Consider the following 15162-nt stretch of genomic DNA (forward strand, 5'->3'; position numbering starts at 1 on the left):
TAGAGGTGGACAAGGGAGGTTCCTCCCATTGATGTAAGACGTGCTGTAGGATTCCAGTAGGCCGGCAGGAAATTAGCCGTACCTCCGGATTTAGCAACGGAGTTGCCTTGATCAAAACCTATGTTAAGGGGCATGGATACACTCTATGTACGATTAGTGCATTCCCCCGCAGTCCCGATGTGGATAAGTCAAGATCAGGCTGCGGGGTAGTGATCTTTTCCCGATGATTACATGTGAAGATGGTATTTCATGAGACTCCCAAAAATGCTCTTTATTCGATGAATGGTTTAGCTCTAGGATTAGCAGTGAATTCCCATGTTACCTGACGGTACCAAGGAATTTCTCAGTGGAATTCCTATAGGAGCAAAACATCATCTGAACACCAGTGCCGAGCAACCCCTCAAAGAAATTCCCATTCCTATTGTCGGAAGTGCCTATCCGTTTGCCCAAGCTTAGGTCGTTACCAGCAAACGCTGGGCCTCTTGAGAGATTACCTGCAGAATACTAGACTTGATAATATTGCAACCAGCAGCCAGATTCTCCATGGAAACAGTTAGCGGAGGCATGATTTTCAAGACAAGGTCCCCTCTGCCAGCCCTTTCAATAATAAGTCCTTTCTCGAAACTGATCTCCGACATTCGCTTCGCCCCTGCTTCATCCGTGAAGCCCGAAACGTCAATGCCCCAGATCAGGCCAATCCCGCGGATGGTGATGGATGGATGTAGAGGTTTGATTTCTTTATCAAGGAACGAGCGCACGAACTCTTCCTTTTGCTTCACCTGTTCTTCCAAATCGGCTCTATCCCGGAACTCAAGAGCAGCCTTGGCAGCCACAAAAGCGAGCTGGTTGCCGCGGAAGGTACCGTTGTGTTCTCCTGGCGTCCAAAGATCCAGTTCAGGCTTCAAGAGCAGAAGGGACATTGGCAGGCCGTACCCGCTGATCGACTTTGACAGGGTAACAAGATCCGGCTCAATCCCCGCACGTTCGAAGGAGAAAAATTCACCCGTTCGACCGCAGCCGACTTGAATCTCATCGGTAATGAGCAGTATATCGTGCTTGCGGCAAATCTGTTGCAATCCACGTAGCCACTTTACGTCAGCGACATGAATGCCGCCTTCAGCTTGTACCGTTTCAAGCAGAATGGCAGCCGGTTTATCGACTCCGGAGTGCGAATCATTCAGGATATTCTCGATGTAACCGAGTGTATCCATCTCTGCGAAAGCCCCACTCGGGTGTGGTATGAATGTAACTCCATCCAGAGGAAGTCCCGCACCTTCTCTCATCGACTTGGAGCTTGTTGCCGAAAGGCTACCGAGTGACATGCCGTGGAAACCACCCATGAATGCAAATATGCCAGTTCTTTTCTTCGCCTTGCGTGCAAGCTTAAGTGCCGCTTCCACCGCATTTGTGCCCGTCGGACCGCAGAATTGAAGCTTGTAATTCAGCTTCTTCGGCTCCAGGATCCGCTCCGAGAAGCTCTGGATGAATTCTCGCTTGGCCATTGTGTACATATCCAGACCATGCATAATCCGGTCGGATGTCAGGTAATCGAGAATCCGCTCTTTAATATAATCGTTGTTATGACCGTAGTTCAGTGCTCCAGCACCTGCAAAAAAATCAATATATGCTCTTCCATCCTCAGCATATAACAGGTCTTCCTTGGCCCGGTCGAATACTACCGGAAAGCTTCTGCAGTAAGATCTTACGTTAGATTCCAGCTTTTCAAAAATGCTCACGCGCTTCATCCTCCATCGTAATTGGGATAAGGTTAGCTTCATTCTTTCTGAACCTTCTGGCGTCATCGAGCAAAACATTCTCGGCTGTCATTTACCACAATCGTCGGTCCTCGCATGCCGGCTTGCTGGGTATCCAGTGGACTGGTCTCTCGCACACAGCTTGGGTATGTATAAAAACCCACCAATTCTATTTTATTGCATAATTGGAAGGTCGACCTGGGTAGAATTATATCAAATTTCCAAAGAATGTATAGTAAAATTTTGGTTAAATTAGGTCTTTGAAGTATAAAGTGTTAATATTTCGCCTTAAATTAACACAATTAGGAGCATTACAAGCACAGTTTGTCATCTTTCGAGGAATTAAATAGGGGAAAAAGTCCAAATCACTGAATACCATTAATGGTATATATTACCTTATATATTCTCTGTCAAAATTTTGATTCCTTTCACTTTACAAAAATTTAACAAAATTATCCTAAATCACTTTCGTTAACTTATGTAAGCAGAAAAATGTAAGAAATTATAATGAGCGTCTAAAGAGTGGGACGTTTACAAATGCTCATGTAATAAAAACTTGGGACCCTGAAAGGATTCCAACGTCTTTCTTTTTAAGGTAGAGTGGGTATTTATACTTTTCATTTTAACTTTAATTTTAATTTACTTTTGTTTTGTAAAGATTAGCAGAGTTGAAAAATACATCGTTGTCGATTTAACAACTATTTTACGAAATACATTTGCTTGCAATTTCGCGATACGGAAGTTAATCCCTCTTCTTCGTTCGGTCCCTTGCATTTTCATTATGACGAATAATCAAGATTGCATAGTATATTTTAGAGAACTAAAAAAGGGAGCCACGAGTCAATCTCTCGGGCTCCCTTTTCGATCTTAAAACCATTTATCATACATTTTAATTCAACACTCTGTTACTGGTTCATAACTTTTTATCACTGACACTCTTGTTTGTTCATTCAAGCCTAGATTTTACTCAACCGTTACACTTTTCGCCAAGTTACGTGGTTTATCGACATCGTGACCCAGAGCGAGGGAAGCGTAGTATGCCAGCAATTGCAACGCTACAACAGACAGAGCTGGGCTTAGAAGCGGCAATGTCTTAGGAATCGCAAACGCTTGGTCAACGGATTTCAGCAATGGAGCTACGTGCTCTTCGTAGGTAATCGCCAGAACGTCCGCGCCACGTGCTTTTACTTCTTTGATGTTACTTACCGTTTTCTCCAGTACGTTCTCCTGTGTTGCCAAGGCAATAACAGGGATACCGTCTTCGATCAGCGCGAGTGTACCGTGTTTCAACTCACCTGCAGCATATGCTTCAGAGTGGATATAAGAGATCTCTTTCAGCTTCAACGAGCCTTCTTGGGCTACCGCATAATCGAGACCACGGCCGATGAAGAAGAGATGTTGATGTTTGGAGATTTGCTCCGCATATCCTTTAATCGCATCTGCCTGCTTCAGCATGGATTCCACTTGCTCAGGCAGTGCTTGCATCGCTGCCAATGTATGTGCAATCTCATCCTGAGTTTGTGTTCCACGTACTTGTGCAAGGTATAGACCAAGCAGGTTGAACGCGATCAGCTGGGAAGTATATGCCTTAGTGGAAGCTACGGCGATCTCAGGACCAGCCAATGTAGCAATCACATCGTCTGCATCACGTGCAATCGAGCTACCCACAACATTTGTAATCGCCAGTACATGCGCACCGTTAGATTGAGCTTCACGCAGTGCTGCCAGCGTATCTGCTGTTTCACCGGATTGGCTCACGACAATTACAAGCGTATCTTTGTTTACAATTGGTGAACGGTAACGGTACTCGGAAGCTACATCCGTTTCAACCGGAATACGAACCAATTGCTCAATCACTGTACGTCCAACCAGACCTGCATGATACGCCGTACCACATGCAATAATCTGAATGTTACGAATGTTTTTAATTTGCTCTTCCGTCATTTTGAGCTCAGGAAGCTGCACTCTTTTGCCTTCATTGTCGATGCGGCCCAGCATTGTATCACGATATGCTTTTGGTTGCTCATGAATCTCTTTCAACATAAAATGCTCAAATCCGCCTTTTTCCGCGGTTACTGCATCCCAATCGACACGAATCATTTCCCGAGAAATAAAATTGCCCTCAATCGTCATCAATTCGACAGCATCATGTGTCAATACAGCCATTTCACCGTCATTCAGAATGTACACATTACGTGTATGTTCCAGAATTGCCGGGATATCGGAACCAATGAAGTTCTCGCCTTCACCAACACCAATAATCAATGGACTAGCTTGACGCACAGCAACGAGTTTCTCAGGCTCATGCTCTGTCAATACACCCAGTGCGAATGCACCACGCAACAACGTGATCACTTTTTGCACAGTTTTAACAATATCACCATTGTATTCACGTGCAACCAGGTGAGAAATGACTTCTGTATCCGTCTCGGAAGTAAACGTGTGACCTTGAGAGATCAGCTCATCCTTCAGCTCCAGATAGTTCTCAATAATACCGTTATGCACAACGGAGAACTTCTGGCTTCCATCCGTGTGTGGATGGGAATTCTCGTCCGAAGGTTTACCATGCGTTGCCCAGCGAGTGTGTCCGATACCGGCATTACCTACCAGCGGAGCACCATCCAGCTTTGCTTCAAGGTTCGCCAAACGTCCTAGAGCTTTAGTGATTTGCAGACCTTGCGGTGTAAATACAGCGATCCCTGCAGAGTCATAACCACGATACTCGAGCTTTTTCAATCCTTCGACCAATACCGATTGAGTGTTCTTATTACCAATATATCCAACAATACCGCACATAATTTAGTTCCTCCGTTTGTATATGAATACTGTGTCTGGAAGAGAAACAGGCAGAGGTGGACGTATTGGAAAATGATAGATTGCTTACCGTATCATGAATATCATTTCCTATTCAGTTATCAATGATCAGAACGGCCATCTGCCGTCCCGCTGTGTTCATGCTCTATTACGAATGCAATCATGAATGTACATCATTTTCCCGTCCGCGCACTGTTTACGCTCTTCACGCACATTCATTTTAATTTTTATCTGATCCTCTGCACCTACCGGCGCGTTGTGTGGACAGTCACCCATCCATTTTCCGCGATCCGGTTTACGGCTCTGGTGCATCACCGGGAGGTCCCCGCCGAACAATCCGAACACCTCCACCTCGTCAGCTTGATTGCCGTCCATGTTTACTATGCTCTCTCCTGATTAGCAAAAGAGACATCCATCAACATGCGTCCCGCGCAACTCCAAGCTCTGGCGCTTGTGTAACTGTAACCTTACAATCCTCACTTTCCGTGTCTGAATGACGACTCCACTTATTATATGCACCTTAAGTCCATTTTGCAATGGAGCAAAGTACCTGTAACCATTTCAGCATATTTACCCACGCTCCTGGCCAAATAATCAGACCCATGGTCTTACCCAGCCAGGACGCAGGAACAATGAATCAATCGTTAAAATATGGAATTAAATCCGCTTCTGTATAAACATATGCCAAGAAATCAATTTTGTGAAAAATAACACTCAAATCGCATGACAACAGGCTTTTTTCAGTAGACTATACCAGTTCTTTTTGCACAACATCTGCAATCTGGGATACGAACTGCTCTAGCTCATCCTTATCTGGCCCTTCAGCCATAACACGGATCAAGGACTCGGTACCCGATGCACGAACAAGCACACGACCATTATCCCCCAGCTTTTCTTCTACTGCAGCGATTGCTTCCCCGATGGCGACATTTCCTTCGTATTTGCTCTTGTCTTCAACACGGACGTTAACCAGCACTTGTGGGTACTGTGTCATGATTGCTTTCAACTCACTCAGCTTTTTACCTGAAGCCTTCAATGTGTCGACAAGTTGAATCGCTGTTAGCATGCCATCTCCCGTTGTATTGTAATCCAGGAAAATAACGTGACCCGATTGTTCGCCGCCCAGATTATATCCTCCACGACGCATCTCTTCCATCACGTAGCGGTCACCAACAGCCGTTTTGGCCGTTTTCAGCGCAAGCTTCTCTGTTGCTTTGTAGAAACCAATATTACTCATAACGGTAGACACCACCGTGCTGTCTTTCAGCTTGCCTGCCCGATTCATCGCGTCTCCGCAAATGCACAGAATAAAGTCACCATCCACCTCGGCACCTGTTTCATCAATAGCAATCAGACGATCGGCATCCCCGTCAAAAGCAAGGCCAAGATCCGCTTGATGTTTCAGCACCTCTTGCTTTAAATGCTCCGGATGAGTCGAACCGCACTGCTCGTTAATGTTCAGACCGTTCGGCTCAGCGCCAATGGCAATAACTTCAGCACCAAGCTCACTAAATAATTTTGGCGCCAGTTCATATGCTGCACCATTGGCACAGTCGAGTACAATTTTGAGACCAGAGAACGACTCAGATACGGTTGTTTTCAGATAATCCAGATAACGATAGCGAGATTGCTCATCCATCGTCACGGTTCCAAGACCTGCACCAACGGGGCGTGGCAGTTCATCTTTTACAGCATCCATCAGTTCTTCAATCCGGTTCTCCGTCTCATCTGACAGCTTGAAGCCATCTCCACCGAAAAATTTGATGCCGTTATCCTCAACGGGATTGTGGGAAGCCGAGATCATTACACCCGCGTCTGCTTTGAGCAAACGAGTAATGTAAGCGACACCTGGAGTAGACACAACGCCCAAACGAATAACGTCGGCACCAATAGACAACAGACCCGCTACGAGTGCTGATTCCAACATAAGCCCGGAGATTCGTGTGTCCATACCGATCACTACTTTAGGTCTTTCCACTCCACCTGCAAGCACATAACCACCACAGCGTCCGATGCTGTACGCCAGCTCCGCCGTCAACTCTTTATTCGCAACCCCTCTGACACCATCTGTACCAAAATATTTACCCATGATCTAACTCCTTCTATTTCATCATATATGAGCACATCAATATCATTTTTAAATTTTAAAATAAAAAAATGCATAATTACGGTTACGGATTAGAACCAGATTTACTACCGTTGTTGTTATTACTTGTATTGTTGTTTACACTACCACGACTGGTTGATGAACTTCCCTGCTGGCTTTGATCCTGCTGTTCCGTATTCGATTCGTTTGGCTCTTCTACAGGATCCGTGTTTGGCTGTCCATTCTCAACTTCAGCTGGTGATGGATCTGGCCCTGATGGATTATCTTCACCCGAATTTTGCTCAGGAGGAGCAGTCGCATCTTCCGCTTTCTCACTGATCTTAACCGTAGCACTTAAATTATTGGATGCCTCATCCAGCTTGGCAAACCGGGGCAAGTCAGCTTCCAGATTAATCTCATGTGTGCCCACACCAAGTCCCTGGAGATTGGCCGTAAGCTTGATGTCATCACCACTTAGACCTTCAAGCATGCTTCGTGACCCGCTTAGCGTAATGTTCTGCCCACCACTTTTTGGAGTAACCAGCTCACCCTCCAGCCCGTTTCCCACACCCGTTAAATGAATCGGCACGTTGGGAAAGATTTTGGTCGTTTTTTCCACCTCATCATATGGGGACACCGTTACCTTGATCTGAATCGAACTAGGCTCGATTTTCTCAGAACCAGAAGGCGGCGTCAAGTCCACGTTAACTGTAGAGGTACCAGACTCCGCAAATTGCGTAAGATCAAGAGTAGCTTGGTCGTAGGACTGTATACCTGCAAGTGCTTCCTCACTCCCATAAATCGAGACTTCTTTCACGCTCGGCTCGACCGATGAGAGCACCAGACCCTCCGGTAACTGTCCTGAATATTTGATCCTCAAGGGAACTTTTGTGTAGGGCTGATTGACTGGTACTCGTACTTCAACCGTTTGGGGTGATATAGTTGCATTCTCGATGACTTTACCCTCGGCATCATATGCCTGAAGCTTCACTTTTTTCTGAATTACATCTTCCTTCGCATCTTTCACACTGACACTGCCCTGAACACTCGCTACAGCATCAAGCTGTCCTTCCGGCAAAGTTACCTTAACCGGAGCAGAAGGCTCAACCACGGGCGTTCCAGCCGTATATCCAGCCGAAGGCTCTCCTTCGGGTACAATATTCACGTTAAACGATTTGGTGCCCAATTTCTCCACGTTCACCGTCACCATGGACGGTTCCATGCTGACCACTTCAACACCGGAAGGCAGATCAGGTACAAGCGGCAGTGTATTCGAACCATCCTTAACCTGACTCAAATCAACCAGAACCTTATAATCATCATTAGTAAAAATTGATGTCAGCATCGAACGCTGCCCTTTGATCTCAAGTCGCACCTCATCTGTGCTAAGTGACGTAAGAACATAAGCATTACTATCCAGCCCGTAAGGCTGAACAGGCACAGTACGCTCCACGACCTTGCTGGATATCCCCGTTGTAATGGTTGGCGTTGTTGGTACCTCATCCAGATGAATCATGAACCAGAGAAGCAGGCTCACCGCCAGTGCAAGTATTTTCGCAAAGTTATTGTTGTTAAACCATTTATCCATTGTTACGTCCCCCCTTCCGTTTCCAGAAGGTTGACCATGCATTCTTTTTGCTCAAATTGGAGGTTGGACGCAATTCCTCATACAGCTTCGCAATCAGCGACTCTTCCTTGATATCACGAACTACCTGTCCGTTCATCGCCAGTGAAACTTGCCCTGTCTCCTCCGAAACAACCAGACAGATTGCATCGGCCACCTCCGTTATTCCAATCGCCGCACGATGGCGTGTTCCCAATTCCTTGCTTATAAATGGATTTTCGGATAATGGCAGATAACAAGCTGCTGCAGATATTTGTTTTCCTTGTATGATGACTGCCCCATCATGGAGCGGTGTGTTGGGAATAAAAATGTTAATCATCAGTTCAGAACTGACAAGAGATTGCATCTTGATCCCGGATTCCGTGTAGTCATTCAGTCCTGTTTCACGCTCGAAAACGACAAGTGCCCCAATTTTACGGCGGGACAAATAATTAACGGACTTAATAATTTCACCAATTAACACGGTTAATTCTTCATCACTTGCGGCGGCTGAGCGTCCAAACAGTTTACCACGACCCAATTGCTCCAAACCACGACGGAGTTCCGGCTGGAATATGATAAACACTGCAACAACCCCAAACGTAAACATCTGGTTCATTAGCCATTTAAGTGTATACAAATTTAGCCATGTGCTTAACGCCCAGATCAACACAAGGAACAAAATTCCTTTCAGAAGCTGAACCGCGCGTGTACCTCGCACAAGCAAAATCAGTTTGTACATTATATAGGTAACGATCAATATATCGATAACGTCCTTAATGGACTCTTTCCACGTTAAGTCAGCAAAATAATTCATAAGCCAGCCCCCGCTATCCCATTGATGAGTAAACTCTGATCTCATATTAACCATTCGGGATTTTGTATAATCCCTTCTTCGCATTTATTCAATGCTTATCTATATGTAGTATGTTCTCATTACTATCTAGGTTATAACGTTACCGTTCAGGTTGCAAGTTACTCCAGTCACAAACTGCATATAAGCTTCCTTTTTGCACTTTTTCTGTCATTTAGGCAATAAAAAAGAGTACCCCACGCAATTCGGAGGTACCCTGCTTGGTATATACCCGTGAAGGTTTACCCTCACTTAGCGGTAAGCCACTTCATTTACCATATTGGTTATTTTGTACCAAAACCAGTCCAGCGCCTGATCAATACTTTTCACCTGACCTGAGACGTGCGCTGTAGAAGCTTGAAACAGTTGTCCGTCGATGACCGTCAGATTGCCATTCACATCTCCATATACCTGAGCGGTTCCATTCTCTATCGTAAGATCGCCAGCAACTGACTTACCTTCTGGAACAATAACCGTGTTGCCTTGAATCACGAGCTGATCCAGACTGTTCCCCTTAACGACCATTTCGTTGTTCTGATTCCAGAAATTGAAGGCGCTAAAGAGCATCACGACCAAAAAGAAGGCTGCCGCCGTCAGCGCGGGGTGTCCTTTGACCCATCTGAGCCATACTTGCTGTCTCTTGGGCTGTGGCAGAGCATTCATAATTCGATTGGTCAGCTCATCCGAGGCAGACGGTGAATAGTGTTTCATGGCAAAGAGTAGCATTTCCGTCTGTTCCAACTCTTTAAAGCGCATGCGACAATCCGGACAGATCAACAAGTGGCTTTTCAATTCAGTCTTCTGTTCCGGGGACAACGACTCATCCAAACATTCATGCATTAAAGAGACGGCCGAGTTGCAATCCATATGAGAGCCAATCCTTTCCTTAGACACTTAGTCCATGCACCTGCAAAAAGCATGCATAAGACTTGCATACATTTCATACGCACCCGTTTCAGATATGTTTCAAATTATTTTGCCCAAAATTACGAGTGATCGTGGTTATAACTTATATTCTAGCTTTTTGCGCAGAAAATCACGGCCCCGGTGCACCCTTGTCTTGATCGTTGTTACGGGCATACCTGTGACATCACTGATCTCCTGTAATGACAAGTCCTGTAAGTATCTCAAAACCATAACGGACTTATACTTGGCTGGTAAGCTATCAATTGCCTCACGGATGAGGGTTTGCGTCTCGGAAAGCAGTGCTTCACTCTCCGGTGTTCGATCATCACTCGGAAGCATCGCATAACCGTCAGATCCTTCCTGATCATTCAGCTCAGCATCAAGTGAGTAGGAAGGTTTCTTTCTACGTAACCGGTCGATACACAAATTTGTTGCAATCCGGTAAATCCATGTCGAGAATTTCTGATTCGGATCATACTTTTCCATATTTCGAAACACACGCAAAAACGTCTCCTGAACAACGTCCTCTGCTTCGTGACGGTTGCTCAGCATCCGATATGCCAGATGAAACAGCTTGTCCTTGTATAATTCAACGATTTCTGCGAAGGCTCTCTGGTCACCCTTGAGTACCAGCTTCACAAGCCTGTTCTCCAAATTGTCCACCCTGATTCCCCCAGACATGCTGATGGGTCTTCCGTCTTCTGATACCCGTCCACACTTGTAATTCACCAATCAAATCGTAAATCAACTTTGGTCAAAAATCAAGACTGTATGTCAAATATGCTCCAAAAACAGTAAAAACGGGAACTCCAGTAGGAGTCCCGTCTAGTCTCACCTTTAAAAAGGAGAGATGGATATATATTTTGTTGCATAAATCATTCACCATATAAATGGTGTGAATGATCACTGATCAAACATCAACCTGTATTCCGCAATCCTGCTGCAATACCATTAATGGTCAACAATACTTCCCGAAGTAGTTCGGTATCATCCTCACCACGTTCACGCATGTCACGCAGTTCACTGAGCAACTGTACTTGCATGTAGGAAAGTGGATCAACATACGGATTACGCAGACGAATTGATTCCTGAATTACCGGTACATCATCCAGAATTTCAGCCTCACCCGTAATTTTCAGGATCAGCTCTTTAGTCAGCTTGAATTCAGCTTCGATCTGACCATAGATACGATCACGTGCCTCTTTGTTGGAGGTCATCGCCGAGTATTCTTTGGCAATTACAAGATCTGCTTTGGCAATCGCCATCTGCACCGTATCAATCAGCGTGCGGAAGAACGGAAAGTTAGCATACATGTCTTTCAGGACGTTCAGGTTTTCCTCTTTGCCCTGATAGTAACTTTGCAGCCCCGTACCTGCCGCATACCATGCCGGAAGCAAGTAACGACTTTGGGTCCAGGCAAATACCCAAGGAATCGCACGCAAGTCTTCAAACTTGTCACTGCCCTTCCGTTTGGATGGACGTGAACCAATGTTGAGTTCACCTACTTCTGGAAGCGGCGTAGACTCCTTAAAGAACGTGAAGAAGTCCGGGTCACGGAAAATGAGATCCTGATACTTCGTCAGTGACACTTCCGAGATGTCTTTAATAATCTCATCCCAAGCTTGCTCAGACGCTGACTCTTGCGGCTCCAGACCATTCAAAGCCGCTGTGATTAGCGCCGAAGTAGCCTGCTCCAAACTGCGGTAAGCAATTCCTTGGAGAGAATAACGAGATGAAATAACTTCACCTTGTTCCGTGATCTTGATCCCGCCGCCAATCGTATGAGGAGGTTGCGCAAGAATACTACGGTTCAGTGGCATGCCGCCACGTCCGAGCGCTCCGCCGCGTCCGTGAAAGAACTTCAGCTTCACACCATGCTCATTGCCCACAGCCGTAATCGCGTTCATCGCTACGCGCAGTTCCCAGTTTGCCGTAACTACACCGCCATCCTTATTACTGTCGGAATATCCAAGCATAATTTCGTGTAACTCATTACGTCCAGTCACGCTTGCACGATATATAGGTAAGTTAAACAACCGTTGCATAATTTCGGATGCTGCATGAAGGTCGTCAATCGTTTCAAACAATGGTACAGCTTGCAGTGTAGAGATCACTTCACCGTTTGCGCCTTTGGAGAACAAACCAACCTCTTTGGCAAATACCATCACTTCAAGTAGATCACTTGCTCCTTGTGTCATACTGATCAAGTAACTCGTGATACAGCCTGTACCGAATTCATTCTGTGCACGCTTAATTGCCCGGAAGACATCCAGACACTCTCTCGTTCCTTCCGTGTACTGATGATAAGGAGAAGTAAGCGGTCTTGGATCATCCAGCAAACGAGCAAGCAAATCGATTTTTCCGTCTTCTGTCAGACGGGCGTAATCATCTACAATATTCATTTTCGCCAAAATTTCCGACATTGCACTTTCATGCTCCTTGCTGTGCTGACGCACATCCAGCGCTGCTGTATGGAAACCGAACAGCTCTACCTGACGAATCATTTTGCGAACGGTTGTATCCGCTACATAGTCAGCAAAATGGTGACGCAGGCTGCGGTCGATAATTAACAGATCATCAATCAGGTCCTGAGCATTTTTATATCGATCCGGCTGACCTACCTTGTTCTCATCAAGAACATTATTCAGCTTGGCAATCATGTAAGCCAGTTTAATGCGATACGGCTCTTTTTCATTACGCCAAATGTCCACTTTTTTCAAAGCAACACAGTTGCGATCCTGCTCAATCGACTGCGCCAGTTCATCCGAGATATGGATGATGTTGGTGCTGAAGCTGAGATGACCCATAAGTTCAATCATAATCCGCTGATACTCACGCAAAGCTAGCTTGCGTTGCATGAGAAGCGTTTGCCATGTTACATCTGAAGTTACCGATGGATTTCCATCCCGGTCTCCACCAATCCAGGAACCGAACCGCAAATACGTCGGCACATGCCAGTCATGGTCTGGATAAAATTTATTCAGGCAGCGTTCCAGCTCCTGATATACATCCGGAAGTACATGGAACAACGTTTCATGAAAGTAATACATCCCGTTTCGCACTTCATCGAGTACGGTCGGCTTGCGATCGCGTAGCTCGTCTGTCTGCCAGAGCGTAATAACCTCATTCAAAAGTTTCTCACGCAGTTGTTCACGTTCACGCAACGTCAGCGTAGGATTGTCCAGCAGCATGACATCTTCTGAAATCCGTTTATGAATATCCAGAATAACCCGGCGCATCGCTTCTGTCGGGTGAGCTGTCATCACGAGTTCCAGTGATAAATCATCTAGAATCTCCTCTACTTCGGTATGAGACAATCCACGTTCTTTTAAGTCCTGCACTGCCTTTTCAATCGAACCTGGCTGTACAGCATCTCCTGCAGAACGCTCATAATCCCGTTTACGCCGAATCCGATGGTTTTGTTCAGCAATATTAACTAATTGAAAATAAATTGCGAAAGCTCGAATAACCTGATGACGATTGTCCGAGTCTAATTCCTGGATCATCGTTTTGAACTCTTCATACAGTTCTGGCAAAAACTCTGCACGCAACGATTTGCTCGTTTCCCGAATCTTCTCAACGACATCTAGAAGCTCCGTGCCGCCTTGATGGACAAGAACTTCTCCGAGTATGTTGCCCAGGAACCGCACGTCTCGCCGAAGCAGGTTGTTGGATTGGCTTTTGCTGGCGGTTACCATAGTTTCAGTCATGCTTATCCTCCCATCTGATCGTTCCATTCGTACACGTAAATTTGACACCTTCATAACATCATACAATAAAATGGTACGAAAATCTTTATTTTTCTACTAGTAAAAATGGGGATTATCCCCGAAATACATCACAAAAACACGCTTTTTTATTCATTTTCTTATTCTGCTTCTATGAATAGCCATATGCTGTCGCATGATACCTTTTTCACGTACTTTTTACACCTTGGACGTCTCATAACTAATCTAAAAAATTCATAATTATGCAGTCTGATTATTTTAGGTTTGAAATACGGAAGTAAGCTTTCAATTCTCCAGCTTTAGCTCTCATTGATAAACAGACGTTCCAAAGAAACATGACCGGCAAAGCAAGCTTTTGTATACTTTACCACACTGACGTAATGAATTAAAGAGAAATTTCGATATTCTAACACTTACCTTTGTCTTTCGGCTTATTTCTTATGTATTTCACGGCAACTTTGTTCGTCCCCCATAACTTAACACTCCGCCTGCTACATAATGTTCTTGTGAGTTTGGGCAGATTACTTGATAGTTCGTACAACATAAAGGAGGAGTTCACATCATGAAAAAAGCCACAACTATTATTGCTTCTATGTTAGTTGTTGCCGCAATGGCTGGTTCTGCAGGTGCTGAAGGGCATATGAACAACGGAATGGATACCAACGGTTCACGTGTCAAGTCTTATCAGAACAGCAACTACATGGACCGTACAAACAGCAACTTGAACATGAACATGGATGGTAACTATCGTACGAATGGTGATTACCGAAACAATGGGGATTACCGCACTAACAGTGTACGTACAAATGCAGCTACAACAACAGACCGCGACAACGGAATGGACTGGGGATGGCTTGGTTTGCTCGGGTTGCTGGGACTGGCCGGTATGCGTAAGAGAGCAACAGATCATCACGAGCGTTAATTTATTGATGTTTTTGTAAAAAAGATCTTCGCTACTAAGCTGGTTATCACTGACCTTTAGCGTAAAGCAACTATAAGAGAGCCAACCCCTTTGTGTGAAGCGATACACAAAGGGGTTGGCTCTTGAATACATACAAGGCAATCTGTGCCTCAGATCGCCCCTTAACACGACATATCAACATCTCAGATATATTATAGAATATGCAAAAAAAAGTCCCTGCTATAAATGCAGAGACTTTTTTTGAATCAGTAAGCGGGTGATGGGAATCGAACCCACGCTATTAGCTTGGAAGGCTAAAGTTCTACCATTGAACTACACCCGCATAAACGAAAAATCGGGATGACACGATTTGAACATGCGACCCCCTGGTCCCAAACCAGGTGCTCTACCAAGCTGAGCTACATCCCGATATGAAAGGTAATAATGGCGCGCCCTGAGAGATTCGAACTCCCGGCCTTTTGATTCGTAGTCAAACGCTCTATCCAGCTGAGCTAAG

10 protein-coding genes and 2 tRNA genes are annotated in these 15162 nt (G+C 45.2%); 1 reads left to right on the forward strand and 11 read right to left on the reverse strand.

Going from position 1 to position 15162, the window contains the following annotated elements; translation table 11 throughout:
• Window positions 1-452: 452 nt before the first annotated feature.
• The 9 genes from ectB to ppc all read right to left on the reverse strand — a co-directional run bounded on the left by ectB (window position 453) and on the right by ppc (window position 13726).
• Complete coding sequence (gene ectB, locus EC604_RS20745; RefSeq protein ID WP_123065964.1) at window positions 453-1736, reverse strand: diaminobutyrate--2-oxoglutarate transaminase; 1284 nt, start codon at window positions 1734-1736, stop codon at window positions 453-455.
• 981 nt (window positions 1737-2717) lie between these two features.
• Window positions 2718-4550, reverse strand: coding sequence for a glutamine--fructose-6-phosphate transaminase (isomerizing) (glmS, locus tag EC604_RS20755; RefSeq protein WP_123065965.1), 1833 nt, complete (start codon window positions 4548-4550; stop codon window positions 2718-2720).
• A 156-nt stretch (window positions 4551-4706) separates the two neighbouring features.
• Window positions 4707-4943, reverse strand: coding sequence for a hypothetical protein (locus tag EC604_RS20760; RefSeq protein WP_123065966.1), 237 nt, complete (start codon window positions 4941-4943; stop codon window positions 4707-4709).
• Window positions 4944-5316: 373 nt separating this feature from the next.
• Window positions 5317-6657 carry a phosphoglucosamine mutase gene (glmM, locus tag EC604_RS20765; protein ID WP_123065967.1) on the reverse strand — a complete coding sequence of 447 codons (1341 nt, stop codon included), beginning with the start codon at window positions 6655-6657 and terminating at the stop codon, window positions 5317-5319.
• 82 nt (window positions 6658-6739) lie between these two features.
• Complete coding sequence (locus EC604_RS20770; protein WP_161556997.1) at window positions 6740-8242, reverse strand: CdaR family protein; 1503 nt, start codon at window positions 8240-8242, stop codon at window positions 6740-6742.
• Window positions 8235-9074, reverse strand: coding sequence for a diadenylate cyclase CdaA (cdaA, locus tag EC604_RS20775; RefSeq protein WP_090924354.1), 840 nt, complete (start codon window positions 9072-9074; stop codon window positions 8235-8237). Before cdaA ends, EC604_RS20770 begins: the two co-directional genes overlap by 8 nt.
• Window positions 9075-9362: 288 nt before the next feature.
• Window positions 9363-9977, reverse strand: coding sequence for a zf-HC2 domain-containing protein (locus EC604_RS20780; RefSeq protein ID WP_123065969.1), 615 nt, complete (start codon window positions 9975-9977; stop codon window positions 9363-9365).
• 135 nt (window positions 9978-10112) lie between these two features.
• Window positions 10113-10679 carry an RNA polymerase sigma factor SigW gene (gene sigW, locus EC604_RS20785; RefSeq protein ID WP_090924356.1) on the reverse strand — a complete coding sequence of 189 codons (567 nt, stop codon included), beginning with the start codon at window positions 10677-10679 and terminating at the stop codon, window positions 10113-10115.
• A 254-nt stretch (window positions 10680-10933) separates the two neighbouring features.
• Window positions 10934-13726 (reverse strand): phosphoenolpyruvate carboxylase, encoded by a 2793-nt coding sequence (ppc, locus tag EC604_RS20790; RefSeq protein ID WP_123065970.1) that lies wholly within the window; start codon window positions 13724-13726, stop codon window positions 10934-10936.
• A gap of 580 nt (window positions 13727-14306) precedes the next feature.
• On the opposite strand from ppc, the gene EC604_RS20795 reads away from it, so the two are divergent.
• A complete protein-coding gene (locus EC604_RS20795; RefSeq protein ID WP_123065971.1) occupies window positions 14307-14666 on the forward strand; it encodes a WGxxGxxG family protein in 360 nt (119 codons plus the stop codon).
• Window positions 14667-14917: 251 nt separating this feature from the next.
• Here the strand turns inward: EC604_RS20795 and EC604_RS20800 are convergent.
• Together EC604_RS20800 and EC604_RS20805 are read right to left on the reverse strand one after the other, a co-directional pair.
• Window positions 14918-14988: transfer RNA gene (locus EC604_RS20800), tRNA-Gly, on the reverse strand.
• A gap of 12 nt (window positions 14989-15000) precedes the next feature.
• A tRNA-Pro gene (locus EC604_RS20805) sits at window positions 15001-15074 on the reverse strand.
• Window positions 15075-15162: the final 88 nt, after the last annotated feature.

Origin of the sequence: Paenibacillus amylolyticus (assembly GCF_003719335.1) — a bacterium.
In the GTDB taxonomy this organism is placed as follows: domain Bacteria; phylum Bacillota; class Bacilli; order Paenibacillales; family Paenibacillaceae; genus Paenibacillus; species Paenibacillus amylolyticus_D.